This window comes from Streptomyces spiralis (assembly GCF_014654675.1).
Classification (GTDB): Bacteria; Actinomycetota; Actinomycetes; order Streptomycetales; family Streptomycetaceae; genus Streptomyces; species Streptomyces spiralis.
Map to the genome: position 1 here is coordinate 13017 of NZ_BNBC01000014.1, position 15398 is coordinate 28414.

Below are 15398 nucleotides of genomic sequence, written 5' to 3' on the forward strand. Positions count from 1 at the left end.
GAGCAGCACCATGCAACTGCCGGAGAAGCTGATCTTCAAGGCCATCGCAGCCGCTCTCGGGGACGCGGACGAGGTCCTCCAGGACACGAAGCGGTGGAAGTCCGTGGGCCGATGGAAGTGGTGGCAGAGCAGCCAGGCCGTCGGGTTGGCCGCGGCCGGCACCCTCATCCCGGGAACATGGCTGGTGGCGGCACCCGCCTCCCTGGTCTTCACCTACCGCAAGATGGCTCACATCGCGTGGGCGATCGGTCAGGACATGAACGCCGAGGTCGAGCCGGTCAACGACATCCTGCTGATCACCGGTCTGTGGACCGGCGCGATTTCGACGGACACCCTGGCAGCGGCCGGTGCCGCATGCAAGGAACTCGACCTGGAAGCCCTGAAAGCGAGTGGCACCGTCGAGGAGTTGGCGGTCACACGCTCGCTGCTCGAGCAGGCCGTCCCGGGCTTCTTCAGCATGCTGGGGGTGAAGCTGGGCGTGTACGTCGCCGGCGAGGTCGGCGCGGGCTTCGCGCCGGTCGTCGGGGCCACGATCATCGGGGGCGTCACAGCCGCGACCGTGGACGCCTTCGCCGATCACGCCAGACAGTTCTACACCCACAAGCGCGCCGCCGGCCGAGCACAGCGCGTCCGCGGCGCCGTCCCGGCCGACAAAACAACCTGACGGAAAGGTCCGGGTCCACGACGAAGCCATGTTCCGGACCCGGGAACGACCTCGGCCCGCGTCAGCCCTCGAGTGCCATCCGAAGGCCGAGGAGGAGCAGCACACCGCCGGAGACCTGCTCGAGGCGCCTGCGCACCCCGGCTCGGGAGAAGACCTTCTTCAACCGGCCGACGAACCACACGTACAGCCCGTAGTAGCCGACCTCGAAGATCGCCCAGATCGCCGCCAGGGCGATCATGGTGGGCAGGTGAGGGGCGCTCGCGGGCACGAACTGCGGGAGGAAGGACATCGCGAAAACCGCGGCCTTGGGGTTGGCCAGGTTCAGCAGCAGGCCCGAACGGTACGAGGTCCATCCCGAGCGCACTGCCGTTGCCTCCTGGTCGTCCTCCTCCCCATGCCCTCGGCGGGCGTCCAGCAGCGCCTTGACGCCGAACACGACCAGCGTCACGGCGCCGGCGATCCGCATGACGTCGTACGCCAACCGGGAGGCCATGAGCAGCGCGGTGAGCCCCAGTGCGGCGACGACGCCCCAGATGAACACGCCGGTCTCGTTGCCCAGCACAGTGAGAAAACCGGCGCGCCTGCTCCGCAGGGACTGCCGGATGATCAGCATGGTGCTCGGGCCCGGCGAGGCCGCGATCAGCGTGCAGGCGCCGAGGAAGGCGAGAAGGGTGCTCAGCATGCGCCCCATCGTGGGTGCCGCCCACCCATCGTGTCCATAGCATTTGCCGCCTGTGGCCTCACACGGGAGCTCCTGCCTCGCGCCTCACGCGTGCGGGGCGTCGGGGGCGGCGGCCTCCAGATCGGCGATGGTGCCCGACATGATCGTCCGCACGTGCTCGGTGATGTGCTCCGCGGGCCAGTCCCACCAGGCCACGGCCAGGAGCCGGGCGATCTCCTGGGCGTTGTAGCGGGTGCGGATGAGGCGGGCCGGGTTGCCGCCGACGATGCCGTAGTCGGGTACGTCGCCGGTGACCACGGCGCCGGTGCCGACGATCGCGCCGTGCCCGATCCGTACGCCCGGCATGACGGTCGTGCCGTGGCCGAACCACACGTCGTTGCCGACGACGGTGTCCCCTCGGTCGGGCAGCCCGGTGAGCAGGTCGAAGTGTTCCGACCAGGAGCCGCCCATGGTGGGGAAGGGGAAGGTCGAGGGGCCGTCCATACGGTGGTTTGCGCCGTTCATGATGAACCGCACGCCGGTGCCCAGCGCACAGAACTTGCCGATGATCAGCTTCTCCGGACCGTAGTGGTAGAGCACGTTGCGGGTCTCGAACGCGGTCGCGTCGTCCGGGTCGTCGTAGTAGGAGTACTCACCGACCTCGATCAGCGGGGACTTCACCAGCGGCTTGAGCAGCACCACCCGCGGCTGCTCGGGCATCGGATGGAGGACTGTCGGGTCGGCGGGGACAGGCATGGCGGGTGATTCCTCAGCGATTGCGGATCGGTGAACCGGTCCATGATCCCCCACTGAGCCGTCTGCGACACCGCTTCGGCCATGGCCCGCCGGTTCCGGGCGGCGGAGCTCCACCATGGCCTCAGTCGGGTGCGGGTGCCGCTCCGCCGGGACCCGGCCACGCCAGGAGGTTCGCCAGCAGTTCCGCCTGCTCGATGGCGTCGTCCAGGGCGTGGTGGGTGTGCCGGCGCCGGGACAGCAGATGCCGCGGCATCGTGCCCTTGGCCACCGCCCGCAACGGCAGCCCGGCTTTGGTGGCGTACAGCGTCTTCATGTCCAGGCAGCCGGAGTGCCCGAAGGGGCTCTCGCCGGTGAAACGGATCAGGTACCAGTAGAGGAACGTCCAGTCGTACGACGCCGGATAGCCGCACATCACCGGTTGGGCGCCGACGCTCACCGCACGCACCCACGCGCTGAACTCGGCGAGCGCGACCGCCGGTTCGGTGCCCTCGGCGGCCAGCCGGTCCCGGTCCAGGCCGCTCACCGCCAGCGCCTCCGGGACGAAGTCCGCGGAGATCGGCCGTAGTTCGCGGTAGAAGGTGTGCTCCTCCGGGTCCGCCGGTGTGAAGCCGTCGGCGTCCTGGGTGCCGGCCACCGCCGCGCCGAGGCTCAGCATCGAGTACGGCCCCGGGATCGGCCCGTCGGCCTCGATGTCGACGGAGATGCAACGGCTGGGCTTGACGCGTCGTGCGGGCATGGGACCGGAGCATGGCAGCCACCGGCGGTGTCACGCATCCGAATTCGGGTGCCGACCCGGAGACCAAGGCCGCCGAGCCGAATTGCAAGGCGCCGAGCCGAACTCAGGCGCCGACCCGAGTTCAGGGCGCCAGCCGTATCGAGGGCGCCAGCCGTATTGAGGGCGCCGGGCCGGATTCTGGTGGCACCTGGCCGAAATCAGGTGCGCGGCCCCGCCTGGCAGGGGCTGAGTGCCGGCAGTAGGCCCGCGAAGTACGAGCGGGGCGGGACCCCCATCAGGGACCGGAAGTCGGACGTCATGTGCGACTGGTCGAAGTAGCCGGTCGAGGCGGCGAGTTCGGACCAGCGGGCGTCCGCCGCGCGGGTGACGACCGTGCGGACGCGGTCGATACGGGCGTAGTGCTTGGGAGAGACCCCGACGCCCTCGGCGAACAGGTTCCGCAGCTGCCGCTCGCTGACGGCCAGTTCCCGGGCGACGTTCCTGACCTGCACCGGTACCCGGTCCAGCCGTACCGACAACGCGTCCACGCCCGCCCGCAGCAGCGCTGTCCGGGACGGGTCCACCGCGTCGGCCAACAGGCCGGGCAGCACCTCGGCCAGGTGCGGCAGCGCCTCCCGCGGATCCAGCCACCGCATCTCGGCCGCCAGCCGCCGCGCCGCCTCGCCCGGCAGCCCGTCCAGCGCCACCACCCGGCCGACCAGCGCGGCGGCCGGAACGCCCAGCAGGGGCCGGGCCGTACCCGGCGCGAGGCACAGCTCCACACAGGAGACGCGGGTCTTGCCCTCGTGGTACGAGGCCCGCACCCGCGGCCCGACGGCCAGTACGTCTCGCTGCCCGTCCGCCGTGACCCGCAGCACCACCTTGGTCACCGCTTCGGGCAGCCGGACGAACGTCTCCTCGGGCGGCCTGGTGAAGGACAGGGCCCGCACTCCGGTGACCCAGGGGCGCAGCACCTCGGGCGCGGTCGGCAGTTGCTCGGCGATGGTGTACGGCACCCTTCCACGGTAGGCGCCCCGCACCGCCTTTCCGGCGGGCCGGCCGTGCCGGAATTTCCAAGAGCCGGGCGCGGCGGGCGGGCCACCGTGGACGTCATGATTCTGGTGACGGGTGCCACGGGCACCATCGGGAGTGACGTCGTACGACAGCTGGCCGCGCGCGGTGAGAAGGTTCGGGCCCTCACCCGCGACCCGGCGAAGGCGCGCGTGCCCGCCGGGGTGGAGGTGGTGCGCGGGGACTACCACGACCCGGCCTCCCTGGAAGCAGCGCTGACGGGGGTGACGGCCGCCTTTCTGCTCCGGCCGCCGGGCCCCGACGAGGGCCAGGACGCGGCGCTGGTCGCGGCGGCCGGGGCCACGGGTGTGGGCCGGCTGGTGAAGCTGTCCGCGATCGGCACCGGCGAGGGCGCTTCCGGTCCCTCCTCGCTCTGGCACCTGGAGGGCGAGCGGGCCGTGCGGGAGAGCGGGGCCGAATGGACGGTGCTGAGGCCGTCGTCGTTCGCGTCCAACACGCTGAGCTGGGTCCCGGCGCTCCGGGCCGGCGAGCCGGTGCCCAACATGACCGGGGACGGGGCCTCGGGTGTGATCGACCCCCGTGACGTGGCCGCCGTCGCCGTCCGGGCCCTGGTCGGGAGCGGGCACGCGGGGCGGACGTACACCCTGACGGGGCCGGAGGCGATCAGCATGCCGGACCAGGCCGCCGTGCTCGCCGCGGTTCTGGGCCGCCCCGTGCCCATCCGGGACCTGTCGGCGGACGAGACCCGCGCATTCCTCCGCACCGCCTGGGGCATGGAGGAGGACCGGGCGGACGGCGTGCTGGCCGGTGTGGCGTTCGTCCGCGACGGCGGCAACGCGGTGGTCACCGACGACGTGCCGGAGGTGCTGGGCCGTCCGGCGCGCACCTTCCGTGCCTGGGTGGAGGACAACAGGGGCGTCTTCGGGGGCAGTTGAGGGATATTCCGTTGTGGGACGCGGGGCACCACCGTAGGGTCCCCGCATGTCCCTGCGCGTTCGTATGCGTCAAGCCCTCCCGGAAGCGATGCGCGCCCGCGACAAGGCCGCGGTGAGCGCCCTGCGGGCAACGCTCGCCGCACTGGACAACGCGGAGGCGGTGCCGGTGGGCGAGGCCGAGACGCGCGGACCGGCCCTCGAACAGTCACCGGTCGGAGTCGGTGCCACCGAGGCGGTGCGGCGTGAGCTGAGCGAGCACGGTGTGGTGGAGATCGTGCGGGCCGAGGCCGACGAACGACTGGAGGCCGCAGCACGGTTGACGGCACCCGCGCACGCCGACCGGGTCGCGCGGCTCCGCGCGGAAGCGGCTGTGCTGCTGGGCTTCCTCGACGGCCACGGTGCCCCGTAGAGAATTCAGTGCCCGACATGCGGGAGTGGAATATAAGTCCGTATTTCACCAAGTGACCGACTTGCCCGAAATGCAGGCAAAGATGCAGCAAGGGTAAATTTGTCGTCCGACGCCGGTCGGAAATCCGCTCCGCCCGGCGTGATGCAATTCACTTACGAAGCGGCCTAGTGACGGAATAACGCCTTAACTGGCGCAATTTGCGGCGCAAATCCCCGGTCGGCACACTCTCGCAACTATCCCGCTTAGTAAAGAGAGTGATTGTCGACTTATTGATCTGCGGCTAACAATGTCCCCGCCGCAGCACACCGCAAACGAAATGCGGTGTGAATTGTCGAGGGGGATCGGCAACTGCGGGCCATGCAATCCATGGACCCAAGGACCGCACCATGCCCAGACATGCCGCCCACCGCCCGCGCCGAGCACGCCGCTTCTCCGCCGGCAGCGCCGTCGTCGCCGGATCCTTCGCCCTCGCGTGCACGGCCACCCTCGGCTCGGCCCAGGCCGCCCAGGCCGCCGAGGCCACTCCGGCCGTCGCGTCCACCGGCACGACCACCTATGTCGTCCAGCCCGGCGACCACCTGGCCGCGATCGCCCGATCCCTCGACGTGCCGGGCGGCTGGGAGGCCATCGCAGCGGCCAACCACCTCGCCAGCCCCTACGTCATTTACCCGGGCCAGGTTCTGACCCTGCCCGACGGATCTTCCACGGCCACGAAAACCGGGTCCGCCACGGCCACGAAAACCGGGTCCGCCACGGCCGCGAAGTCCGGATCTTCCACGTCTGCGAAGACCGCGTCCGCCACGGCCGCGAAGACCGGATCTTCCACGGTCGCAAAGACCGCGACCGCCTCCACCAGCAAGGCGACCTACCCCGACAACCTGGACGGCTGGATCAGGCACTCGCTGGCCGTCATGGCGACCAACGGGATCCCGGGCACGTACAACGGCATCTACCGCAACGTCATGCGCGAGTCCTCCGGGAACCCGAAGGCCATCAACCTCTGGGACTCCAACGCCGCGAAGGGCACCCCGTCGAAGGGCCTCCTCCAGGTCATCGACCCGACCTTCACCGCGTACCACGTGCCGGGCACCTCGTGGGACATCTACGATCCGGTCGCCAACATCACGGCCGCGTGCAACTACGCCTACCACCGCTACGGTTCGATCGACAACGTCAACGGCCCTTACTGACGTGACGGGAAACCGGGGGGCACGGGCACGTCAGGGCCCCGCTCCGTACGGTCGCGCAGGTCGGTCAGCAGCCGCCGCATCAGCTTCCCGTGCACCCCGGACCCGATCACCAGCTGCCGGTAGACGAAGCCGAGCGGCCCCGGGAACGCCGCGTACGTAGCGGCGCGCAGCACCGTTCCCGAGCCGCCCGGCGCGGGCTCCAGCCCCAGCTCCAGCGTGTACCGGGAATAGAAGTGGCGACCGGCCAGGACCGCCCGGCACCCGGGCACGGACTCCACCACCCGCATGCCCGGCAGCGTCGATCCCGTCTCCAGCGCCGGCCCCGACGCGGCGGCGGGCTTCGCCCCCACGAGCCGTGCGTACGCCTCGCGCAGCCCACCCCCCTGCCGCCCGGCCAACCCGGTCAGCGTCCGCCACACCTCGGCGGCGTCCGCCGCCACCACCACGTGGTGCTCGTCCACGAAGGGCAGCCCGTACGAGGGGTCCCTCGGCCGGCCGCCGTCCCCGGCGTCCCGCATGCTCACAGTGTCACCCCGCGGAGTCTCGGTGGAACGGCGCACGAACCCCTCGACGGTAACTGCCCCCGTTTTCACGGACAACAGACGGGCGATAGACGGGCGACAGACGGGCGCCAGGAGGCAGGCGCCCACGGCCTTGGTCGACTCCTAGGGGGTGTCTGGTCGATCATGCCGGGCTCGCGGTGGCCGGCGCCGTACTTCGCCGCGTTGTCGTCGGTCGCCGATGCTCCGCATCGACTCCCTCCTCCGCCTTGCGATGCACGGCACCAGTCACCGCTCCCTGATCCGCCCTGATCGACGAGACACCCCCTAGCGGGGCGTCAGCTTCCACAGGTGGTCGGCGGTTCCGTTGTCCGTCCACTGCAACACCTGCGCGCCCGGCGATGTGCTCATCCGGTCGACGCCCAGCAGCAGTCCGCTGTTGTAATTGGCGATCTTGTAGTAGCCGTCGCGGGCGGGGACGAGCTGCCAGAGGTGGTCGGCGGTGCCGTTGTCGCCCCAGACCAGCGCCGTGCCGCCGTCGCTGGTGCTCATGTCGGTGATGCCCAGCAGGAGGCCGCTCCTGCCGTTGACGATCTTGTAGAGGCCCTGTCCGGCCGCCACCAGGGTCCAGTTCTGGCCGGTTGCCGTGGTGGAGGCCGCCTGGACCACCGAAGTGCCCTGGGCGGTGCCCGCGTTCGCGGTGTCGAGCGCGAGGCCGCTGTTCCTGTTGGTGATCTGGTAACGCCCGGCCAACGTCGTGGAGGTGCCAGTGGGCGTGATCACCACGTGGTAGCCGTCGGTGGCGTTCATCGTCACCGGCACGGTGATCGAACCCCCGGAGACGGTGTGGTCGGTGTCGGAGATCGTGATCGGGCCGGGCGAGGCGGTGGTACGGCCGGTGTGCGGGGAGTACTCCACCTTCACATGCACCGTGCCGCCGAAGGCCGGCAGCGCCGACAGGCCGTCGACCCGCACGGCGCAGGAGCCGGTGCAGCCGCCCGCGACGACCTCGATACGGTTCCCCGCGCCGGTGCGGGAGGCCAGGCCGTCGATGCCGGTCTGCGCGGGCGGCGTGGTGACCAGCATGCTCCCGGACATCTCGCCGTACCACTTGTACGTCCAGTACGCGCCGTTGGGCGCGCCACCGGTGCCGGTCAGGGTGTCGCCGAGGGTTCCGTACTGGTTCCAGAAGGCCAGCTCGGCGTCGTGGACCCCCGCGCGCTCGAACTTGGCGGCGTACCCGATGAGGGCCCCGGAGTCGCCCATCTCGGACGGCGTGCCGTACTCCTCGATGGCGATCGGGCGCGGGCTGATGCCGAGGCTGCTCTCCAGGGCGCGGTAGGCCGCGACGTGGGCGGCGATGTCCTTGCTGCCCTGGAGCTCGTGCCAGGCGATGACGTCGGGGACGGTGCCGCCGGCCTTCGCGTCGGTGAGGAAGGTGCTCATCCAGGACTGGTTCCAGGCCGAGTGGCTCGGTCCCTGGATGGGGGTGGTGGCGTCCTTGGCCCGCACCTCTTTGTACGTGCGCGCCCATCCCGTGGTGAACGCCCCGGCGTCGGCGGTGTCCCAGGTCCAGTCGGGCTCGTTCCACAGCTCGTAGGCGACGATGTTGCCGGCGCCGGAGGACCGCACGGCGGCGACCTGCTTGTCGACCGCCGACAGCCAGTCGCCCCAGCTGACCCATTTGTAGGGAAAGTTGGGGTACCAGTCCGGCATCCTTACGACCACCTTCGCGCCGGCCCGGGCCGCCTTCGGCGCGACGACCAGGGCGTCACCCGCCGGTTTCGGCTCGCCGTTGGGGAGCTGGGAGCCGCCCGGGGCCATCTGGACGAAGGTGTTCGGCTTGAGGGCGGTGACGAGGCCGTCGGCGGGCGTGCTGTCGTCGGCGAGGCCGTAGAGGCTGCCGGTGGCGACATGTGTGACCGGGCGGAGAACCTGCCCGGCGTTGACGACCAGGGTGGTCGCCGAGGTGGGGACCGCCTCGGCCGGGGACCCGGCGGACAGGGCGGTCGTGACGGCGAGGGCGCACACGGCCGCGGTGACGGTCAGGCGGCGCGTACGGGCGGGAACGGGGGGTCTTGTGCGGCTCATGGGAGGGGGACTCCTCACGGAGGACGGGGGGAATCGGGTGAGTTCAGTCCTTCACGGCGCCCGCGGTCACCCCTGCGGCGACGTAGCGCTGGGCGAGGACCAGAAGGGCCGCCGCGGGAACGGACGCGACGACGGCGGTGGCCATGATCGCGTTCCACTCCTGGTTGTTGTTGCCGATGTACTTGTAGATGCCGAGGGTGATCGGCCTCAGACCGCCGCCGCCGTCGAGGGTGTTGGCGAAGACGAAGTCGGACCAGGCCCACAGGAAGCCGAAGAGCGAGACGGTGACGAGTGCGTTGCGGCTGACCGGCAGCACGACCGACCAGAAGGTGCGCAGGGTGCTCGCGCCGTCGATGCGGGCGGCGGCGATCAGCTCGCCGGGGATGCCCGACATGAACGCGGTGAAGATCATCACGCCGAAGGGAACGGCGATGGTGGAGTCGGCGACGATCAGGCCCCACCAGGAGTTGAGCAGACCGAGGTCGAGGAAGATGCCGTAGAAGCCCATCGCCATGACGATGCCGGGGATCATCTGGGCGATCAGCAGGGCGAGGCCGAGGGCCCCGCCGCCGCGCGGGCGCAGTCTCGCCAGGGCGTAGCCCGCGGGAGCGGCGATGAGCAGGGTGAGGGCGACGGTGCCGAGGCCGATGAGCAGGCTGGTGCCGAGATACGGCAACTGGTCGTGCAGGACCGCCCGGTAGCCCTCGAAGGTCGGGTGCAGGGGGAGCAGGTCGGGCGGGTTCTTGCGCATGTGCTGCTGCGGGGTGAGGGACACGTTGACCATCCAGTACACCGGGAACAGCATCAGCGCGGTGAGCACCAGCCCGAGGATCGTGTGCCGGCGGGAACCGTTCAGTGATGTCACGCTTCCTGCCTCCTCTGGACGCGGATGTACAGCAGGCCGAAGACGAGGGCGATGAGGATGAGGAGATTGCCGACCGCGGCGCCGGGACCGAACTTGGGCAGCAGCGTGCCGAAGCCCAGCTGGTACGACCAGGTCGCCAGGGTGGAGGAGGAGTCGCCGGGGCCGCCCTTGGTCATGATCCAGATCAGGTCGAACACCTTCAGGGTGTAGACGAGCCCGAGGAGCACGGTGATCGCCGACACCGGCCGCAGCAGCGGGAAGGTGATCCGCCGGAACACCTGCCAGGCGCTCGCCCCGTCCAGGGCCGCCGCCTCGTACACCTCGGCGGGGACGTTCTGCAGTCCGCTGTAGAGGATGACCAGGTTGAACGGGATGCCGATCCAGATGTTGGCGATGATCACGGAGGGCAGCGCCCAGTCGGGCGAGGTCAGCCAGCCGACCGGGTCGACACCGAAGAAGCTCAGGAAGTAGTTCACCACCCCGGACTCGCTGTTGAACATCCACGACCAGGTCGAGGCCGACACGATCAGCGGCAGCAGCCAGGGGATCAGAAAGAGCGCCCGCAGCACCGTGGAGAGCCGGAAGTGCCGGTTGAAGAAGACGGCCAGCGCCAGACCGATGGCGTACTGGAAGGCGATGGACACAAAGGTGAAGACCATGGTGTGCCGCAGCGCCGGGGCGAACGTCGGATCGTCCAGGACCTTCCGGAAGTTGTCCCAGCCGGAGAAGGGCGCGTCCCCGGCCACGAAGGAGCGGACGGTGTAGTCGCGCAGGCTCAGGTCGAGGTTGCGGTACAAGGGGTAGAGGTAGAAGGCGGCGAGGTAGGCGATCAGCGGCGCGACGAAGGCGAACGCGGTCAGCCGGCTCCGGCGCCGCAGCCTGCGCTGCGCCGGCAACAGGCCGGACGCGCCCACCTCCGCCGGCGCGGCCTTGTGCGGCGGCCGGTCCACGCGGGTGACGGTCATGGCTCGGCCTCAGTTCTTCTGCGCGCTCGCCTGCGCCGCGTCCAGGGCGGCCTTCGGGCTCTTGCCGCCGGACAGGGCCGCCTGGACGGCGGTCCACAGCGGCTGGGAGATGGTGGGGTACTTGGTGCCCAGGCCGCCGCTGGTGCGGCCGCGCGCCGCGGCCACCGCGTCCACCCACGGCTTGAGCCTCGGGTTCTTCGCGACCTGCTGGGACTGGACCGCCGCCGTCGGGGCGACGTACATCAGCGTGGTGTCCGTCGACAGCAGGTTGGCGTCGCTGGTGAGACACTCGACGATCTTCTTGCTGACGTCGTAGCGCGCGGTGTCCTTCTGCACCGGGACGGTGGCGAACTCGCCGCCGGTCGGCACGGGCGCCGAACCGCCGCTGCGCGCCGGGAGGCTGAGGACGCCGTAGTCGAATCCGGCCTTGTCCGCGTTGCCGAGCTGCCAGGTGCCGTTCTCGCCGAACGCGTAGGAGCCGGTGGCGAACTCCTGCCAGCTGGTGGTCTGGGTGTTCTGCAGGACGTCCTTGGGCGCGTACCCCTCGTCCACCCACTGCTTCCACAGGGACAGGGCCGCCACGCCCTGCGCCGAGTTCAACCGGGTGAGGTCGCCGCCCGCGCCCCAGAACCAGGGCAGGAACTGGAAGCTGCCCTCCTCGGTGTTGATCGCGGAGAAGGTGATGCCCTTCTTGCCCGAGGCCTTCACCTTCTTCAGCGCGGCGGTGAGCGAGTCCCAGTCCTTGACCGAGGCGGGGTCGACGCCCGCGGCGGACAGGACCTTCTTGTTGTAGTAGAGGGCGAGCGTGTTGGCGCCGATGGGCACGCCGTACGCGGAGCCGTCGATGGTGCCCGCGCCGATGATGTTCTTCTGGATCGGCTTCGTGTCCAGGCCGAGGTCGCTGGTCTTCGTGAGGATCCCCGCCTCCACCAGAGTGGAGACGACCGGGTTGTCGACGAGCATCACGTCCGGCGCGTTGCCCTGCTGGGCGGCCAGCAGGGCCTTGTTGCCCAGGTCGGTGGTGTCGTACGCGGTGCGCTTGACCTTCACCCCGGCCTTCGTCCCGCACCCGGCGACGAGCCTGCCCCACGGGGAGGAGGCGTCCAGCTGCGGATACGGATCCCAGAAGATGTACGTCCCTGAGGACGCCCCGGCGGAGCCGGACGAGCCGGAGCCGCCCCCGCAGGCGGTGAGCGAGGCGAGCGTGCCGGCTGCGGTGAGTGCGGCGAGGAGGACGCGGCGGGTGGATATCACGGGATGACCTCGATGCTGGTAGGGCGGGACGTTCAGGAGGTGGGCAGCCAGACGCGCATGCTGCCGTCTTCGCGGTTGGCCCAGGCGTAATAGGGGACGGCCGTCAGCTCGACGGGCTCCTCCTGGGTCTGCTCCGGTGTGTGCGGCGCCTGCCGCGTGTGCTGACTGTGCTGCGTGTGCTGCGTGTGCTGCGTGTGCTGCGTGTATGGCGTGTACGGCCACCAGCCCGGCCGCGGGGCGGCGCGCCGGCGTCCGGCGGCCACCACCGTGGTGACGCCGCCGAGCAGGTCCGGGCGGTGCTTCACGGCGAGGGGGCGGGTGGTGTCGACGACGATGTCGTCCAGGCCGCCCCCGGGGTGGTCGGCCTGCTCCAGGCAGTACACGAGCGGGCCGCGTTCGATCGCCACGCAGCCGCGTACGGCGTCGACCCGGGGGTCGGCGACGGTGAGACGGGGCTCCAGCGTCAGCTCCAGCACCACCCGGTCACCGGCGGCCCAGCTCCGCCGCAGCCGCAGCCAGCCGTCGGTCACGGGGCCGTCGTAGGCCTCCTCGCCGCACCGGACACGGACGTCCTGGCACCACCGCGGCACACGGAGGGACAGCGTCCAGGGCCGGTCGGCCGGGCTCTCCTCGACGGTGAAGGCGAGCGTGCCGTGCCAGGGGTAGTCGGTCGCGCAGCGGACGGTGACGCCGTCGCCGGAGTAGCGGCCGGTGACGTACTGGTGGATCTGGAGGCCGTCGTCGTCCGTGGTGGCGAGGTAGTGCGGCAGGGAGGCCAGGAGCCGCATGACGTTGGGCGGGCAGCAGGCGCAGCGGAACCACCGGGTGCGCCGGGCGGACTGGTCGCCGCCGGGGTCGGTGTGGCCGTCGCGGACCTGGAGCGGGTTGACGTACAGCCAGCGCTCGCCGTCCAGCGACACTCCGGCCAGGAAGCCGTTGTACAGGGTGCGTTCGATCAGGTCGCTGTAGCAGGCCTCGCCGGTGAGCAGAACCATGCGCCAGCTCCACTGGACGGAGGCGATGGCGGCGCAGGTCTCGCAGTAGGCGCGCTCGTTGGGCAGTTCGTAGGGGTCGCCGAAGTCCTCCTGGTCGTGGTGGGCGCCGAGGCCGCCGGTGAGATGGGTCTTGGTGGCGGTCATGGCGTGCCACAACCGCTCGGCGGTGGCGCGCAGTTCGCCGTCACCGGCTTCGGTGGCGAGATCGGTGACGGCGGCCAGCAGGTACAGCTGCCGCACCGCGTGACCCTCGACGTTCGTCGCCTCGCGCACGGGGACGCGGTCCTGGCAGTAGGCCTCGCCGCCGAGCAGGCCGTGGCCGTAGCGGTCGACGAAGTAGGCGGCGAGGTCCAGGTAGCGGCGCTCGCCGGTCTCCCGGTAGAGCTCGACCAGGGCGGTCTCGACCTCCGGGTGGCCGTCGATGCCGTCGATGGGCCTGCCGCTGCCGGGCGGTCCGAAGACGGAGTCGATGTGGTCGGCGAACCGGCGTGCCACGTCCAGGAGTTCGGGCCGTCCCGTGCTCCGGTGGTGGGCGACGGCGGCCTGGATGAGGTGACCGGCGCAGTACAGCTCGTGGCCCCAGCGCAGGTCCTTGTACCGCTCGCCGCCCTTGACCAGCTGGAACCAGGTGTTCAGATAGCCGTCGGGCTGCTGGGCGGCGGCGACGAGCCCGGTGATGTGGTCCACGTGGGCCGCGAGGTCACCCTCCGCCTCGTCGGCGAGCTGCCAGGACGCGGCCTCCAGCCACTTGTAGACGTCGGTGTCCACGAACGGGTACGAGCCGCGGAACTCCCCCTCGGCCGTGCCGGCCGCGAGCCGCAGGTTGTGCAGATTGCCCGCGGACTCCAGCAGGCCAGGGCCCTGCGGGAGTGAGGTCTGGGCGTTGACTTCGCGCCGGTCGTGCCAGAAGCCCGCGTCGATGCCGGCGACGGCGGGACGCAGAGCGGCCCGGGCGTGAGGACCGAGCCGGACCGGACCGGAGCAGGTGGGCGGGGTGGAGCTGGTGCGGTGCATGGTTCTCCGAGGGGAGGTGGGAGGAAGAGCTGACGCGAGCCGTCGAGCAGAATGTGAGCAACCGTTTTCCTGAGCCGACAGTAGAGGTGCAGAGCGCCGGGGCGGTCAAGGGTCTGAGCAAGATTTCTTGGACCGTGCGAGGGCTGGAACTCTCTCCCGTGGCCTGACAGGATGGCCGTATCGACGTCTCTGAGGAATGGCTCCAGGAAAAGGTTTGCTCGTGACCTCTGCCGCAGGTGTTCCAGGCTCTCCCCCCGCCGGCCGGGCCAAGCTCGCCGATGTCGCCGCGCTCGCGGGCGTCAGCGTGGGCACGGCCTCGAAGGCGCTCAGCGGTGCCGGCCGGATGCGCCCGGAAACCCGGCAGCGGGTGCTGGACGCGGTGGAGGCCCTGGGGTTCCGGCCCAACCAGCACGCCCAGAGCCTGCACACCGGCCGCAGCTGGACCGTCGGCCTGATGACCACGGACGGGATCGGCCGGTTCAGCACGCCGGTCCTGCTCGGTGCCGAGGACGCGCTCGGGGCCGGGAAGATCTCGGTGCTGCTGTGCGACACGCGCGGCGACGCCATCCGGGAGCAGCACCACCTGCGCAACCTGATGGACCGCCGGGTCGACGGCATCATCGTCACCGGCCGCCGTACGGACCCGCGTCCGCCGCTGACCGGCATCACGGGTCTGGAGTCGGTCCCCGTGGTCTACGCCCTCTCGCCCTCGACCGACGCCGCGGACACATCGGTCGTCACGGACGACCGGGGCGGCGCCCAGCTCGCCGTGGAGCACCTGCTGTCCACCGGGCGCACCCGCGTCGCGCACGTCACCGGCCCGGAACACCACGCGGCGGCCCGCGACCGCGCCCGCCACGCGGTGGGTCACCTGTGCGCCGCCGGACTGTCGCCGTCCACCGGCCGGGTCCACTTCGGCGAGTGGAGCGAGGCATGGGGCCGGCGCGCCGCCGACGCGGTCCTGCGCACCGCGCCCGACACCGACGCCTTCTTCTGCGGCAACGACCAGATCGCCCGGGGGGTCACCGACGCGCTGCGGGAACGCGGCGTGAGCGTGCCCGAGGACATCGCCGTCATCGGCTACGACAACTGGGACACGATGGCCCTGGCCAGCCGGCCGCCGCTCACCACGATCGACATGAACCTCGCGGAGATCGGCCGGGTGGCGGCCCTGCAACTGCTGCGGGCCATCGACGACGCCGACGCGACCCCCGGAGTGCACACCGTGCCCTGCCGGCTGGTGGTCCGGGAGTCGACGTGAGGGACGGAGTGCGTACGGGACCTGTGAGGTGCGGCATACTCACGAACGACGCGTGAGAGGCGGTGCCCTCGGGAACGGCGAGGGGCCCGCT

At 70.8% G+C, this 15398-nt stretch carries 15 protein-coding genes; 5 read left to right on the top strand and 10 right to left on the bottom strand.

Going from position 1 to position 15398, the window contains the following annotated elements:
* Positions 1–10 precede the first annotated feature (10 nt).
* Positions 11–664 carry a hypothetical protein gene (locus IE318_RS16345; protein WP_189900995.1) on the top strand — a complete coding sequence of 218 codons (654 nt, stop codon included), beginning with the start codon at positions 11–13 and terminating at the stop codon, positions 662–664.
* A 61-nt stretch (positions 665–725) separates the two neighbouring features.
* On the opposite strand, the gene IE318_RS16350 is transcribed toward IE318_RS16345, so the two are convergent.
* The 4 genes from IE318_RS16350 to IE318_RS16365 all read right to left on the bottom strand — a co-directional run bounded on the left by IE318_RS16350 (position 726) and on the right by IE318_RS16365 (position 3812).
* Positions 726–1346: a LysE family translocator gene (locus IE318_RS16350; protein WP_189900997.1), complete on the bottom strand. Its 621-nt coding sequence runs from the start codon at positions 1344–1346 to the stop codon at positions 726–728.
* An 84-nt stretch (positions 1347–1430) separates the two neighbouring features.
* On the bottom strand, positions 1431–2081 hold the full coding sequence (locus IE318_RS16355) for a CatB-related O-acetyltransferase (protein WP_189900999.1): 651 nt from the start codon (positions 2079–2081) through the stop codon (positions 1431–1433).
* Positions 2082–2202: 121 nt separating this feature from the next.
* Positions 2203–2817 carry a 3'-5' exonuclease gene (locus tag IE318_RS16360; protein WP_189901001.1) on the bottom strand — a complete coding sequence of 205 codons (615 nt, stop codon included), beginning with the start codon at positions 2815–2817 and terminating at the stop codon, positions 2203–2205.
* Positions 2818–3014: 197 nt separating this feature from the next.
* A complete protein-coding gene (locus IE318_RS16365) occupies positions 3015–3812 on the bottom strand; it encodes an AraC family transcriptional regulator (protein WP_189901003.1) in 798 nt (265 codons plus the stop codon).
* Between the two features lie 96 nt (positions 3813–3908).
* Here IE318_RS16365 and IE318_RS16370 point away from each other — a divergent pair, with 96 nt between their 5' ends.
* The 3 genes from IE318_RS16370 (at position 3909) to IE318_RS16380 (ending at position 6362) form a co-directional block, all read left to right on the top strand.
* Positions 3909–4763 carry an NAD(P)H-binding protein gene (locus tag IE318_RS16370; RefSeq protein ID WP_373311192.1) on the top strand — a complete coding sequence of 285 codons (855 nt, stop codon included), beginning with the start codon at positions 3909–3911 and terminating at the stop codon, positions 4761–4763.
* Positions 4764–4851: 88 nt separating this feature from the next.
* A complete protein-coding gene (locus tag IE318_RS16375; RefSeq protein ID WP_189901259.1) occupies positions 4852–5172 on the top strand; it encodes a GatB/YqeY domain-containing protein in 321 nt (106 codons plus the stop codon).
* Positions 5173–5558: 386 nt separating this feature from the next.
* A complete protein-coding gene (locus IE318_RS16380) occupies positions 5559–6362 on the top strand; it encodes a transglycosylase SLT domain-containing protein (protein WP_189901008.1) in 804 nt (267 codons plus the stop codon).
* On the opposite strand, the gene IE318_RS16385 is transcribed toward IE318_RS16380, so the two are convergent.
* From IE318_RS16385 to IE318_RS16410, 6 genes are all read right to left on the bottom strand, one after another.
* Positions 6356–6880 carry a hypothetical protein gene (locus tag IE318_RS16385; RefSeq protein WP_189901010.1) on the bottom strand — a complete coding sequence of 175 codons (525 nt, stop codon included), beginning with the start codon at positions 6878–6880 and terminating at the stop codon, positions 6356–6358. The two genes, IE318_RS16380 and IE318_RS16385, sit on opposite strands and share 7 nt — an antisense overlap.
* A gap of 309 nt (positions 6881–7189) precedes the next feature.
* Positions 7190–8953 (bottom strand): RICIN domain-containing protein, encoded by a 1764-nt coding sequence (locus IE318_RS16390; RefSeq protein ID WP_189901012.1) that lies wholly within the window; start codon positions 8951–8953, stop codon positions 7190–7192.
* A 43-nt stretch (positions 8954–8996) separates the two neighbouring features.
* Positions 8997–9758 carry a carbohydrate ABC transporter permease gene (locus IE318_RS16395; protein WP_189901261.1) on the bottom strand — a complete coding sequence of 254 codons (762 nt, stop codon included), beginning with the start codon at positions 9756–9758 and terminating at the stop codon, positions 8997–8999.
* Between the two features lie 56 nt (positions 9759–9814).
* On the bottom strand, positions 9815–10783 hold the full coding sequence (locus IE318_RS16400; protein WP_189901014.1) for a carbohydrate ABC transporter permease: 969 nt from the start codon (positions 10781–10783) through the stop codon (positions 9815–9817).
* 9 nt (positions 10784–10792) lie between these two features.
* Positions 10793–12037, bottom strand: coding sequence for a sugar ABC transporter substrate-binding protein (locus tag IE318_RS16405; RefSeq protein WP_189901017.1), 1245 nt, complete (start codon positions 12035–12037; stop codon positions 10793–10795).
* Between the two features lie 32 nt (positions 12038–12069).
* Positions 12070–14046 carry a glycoside hydrolase family 127 protein gene (locus IE318_RS16410; protein WP_189901019.1) on the bottom strand — a complete coding sequence of 659 codons (1977 nt, stop codon included), beginning with the start codon at positions 14044–14046 and terminating at the stop codon, positions 12070–12072.
* Between the two features lie 220 nt (positions 14047–14266).
* On the opposite strand from IE318_RS16410, the gene IE318_RS16415 reads away from it, so the two are divergent.
* On the top strand, positions 14267–15307 hold the full coding sequence (locus IE318_RS16415; RefSeq protein ID WP_229903548.1) for a LacI family DNA-binding transcriptional regulator: 1041 nt from the start codon (positions 14267–14269) through the stop codon (positions 15305–15307).
* Positions 15308–15398: the final 91 nt, after the last annotated feature.

Bases quoted from the DNA above. Each gene is read 5' to 3' on its own strand.
- IE318_RS16345 (WP_189900995.1), top strand. From the start codon at position 11: ATGCAACTGCCGGAGAAGCTGATCTTCAAGGCCATCGCAGCCGCTCTC.
- IE318_RS16350 (WP_189900997.1), bottom strand. From the start codon at position 1,346: ATGCTGAGCACCCTTCTCGCCTTCCTCGGCGCCTGCACGCTGATCGCG.
- IE318_RS16355 (WP_189900999.1), bottom strand. From the start codon at position 2,081: ATGCCTGTCCCCGCCGACCCGACAGTCCTCCATCCGATGCCCGAGCAG.
- IE318_RS16360 (WP_189901001.1), bottom strand. From the start codon at position 2,817: ATGCCCGCACGACGCGTCAAGCCCAGCCGTTGCATCTCCGTCGACATC.
- IE318_RS16370 (WP_373311192.1), top strand. From the start codon at position 3,909: ATGATTCTGGTGACGGGTGCCACGGGCACCATCGGGAGTGACGTCGTA.
- IE318_RS16375 (WP_189901259.1), top strand. From the start codon at position 4,852: ATGCGCGCCCGCGACAAGGCCGCGGTGAGCGCCCTGCGGGCAACGCTC.
- IE318_RS16380 (WP_189901008.1), top strand. From the start codon at position 5,559: ATGCCCAGACATGCCGCCCACCGCCCGCGCCGAGCACGCCGCTTCTCC.
- IE318_RS16385 (WP_189901010.1), bottom strand. From the start codon at position 6,880: ATGCGGGACGCCGGGGACGGCGGCCGGCCGAGGGACCCCTCGTACGGG.
- IE318_RS16390 (WP_189901012.1), bottom strand. From the start codon at position 8,953: ATGAGCCGCACAAGACCCCCCGTTCCCGCCCGTACGCGCCGCCTGACC.
- IE318_RS16395 (WP_189901261.1), bottom strand. From the start codon at position 9,758: ATGCTGTTCCCGGTGTACTGGATGGTCAACGTGTCCCTCACCCCGCAG.
- IE318_RS16400 (WP_189901014.1), bottom strand. From the start codon at position 10,783: ATGACCGTCACCCGCGTGGACCGGCCGCCGCACAAGGCCGCGCCGGCG.
- IE318_RS16410 (WP_189901019.1), bottom strand. From the start codon at position 14,046: ATGCACCGCACCAGCTCCACCCCGCCCACCTGCTCCGGTCCGGTCCGG.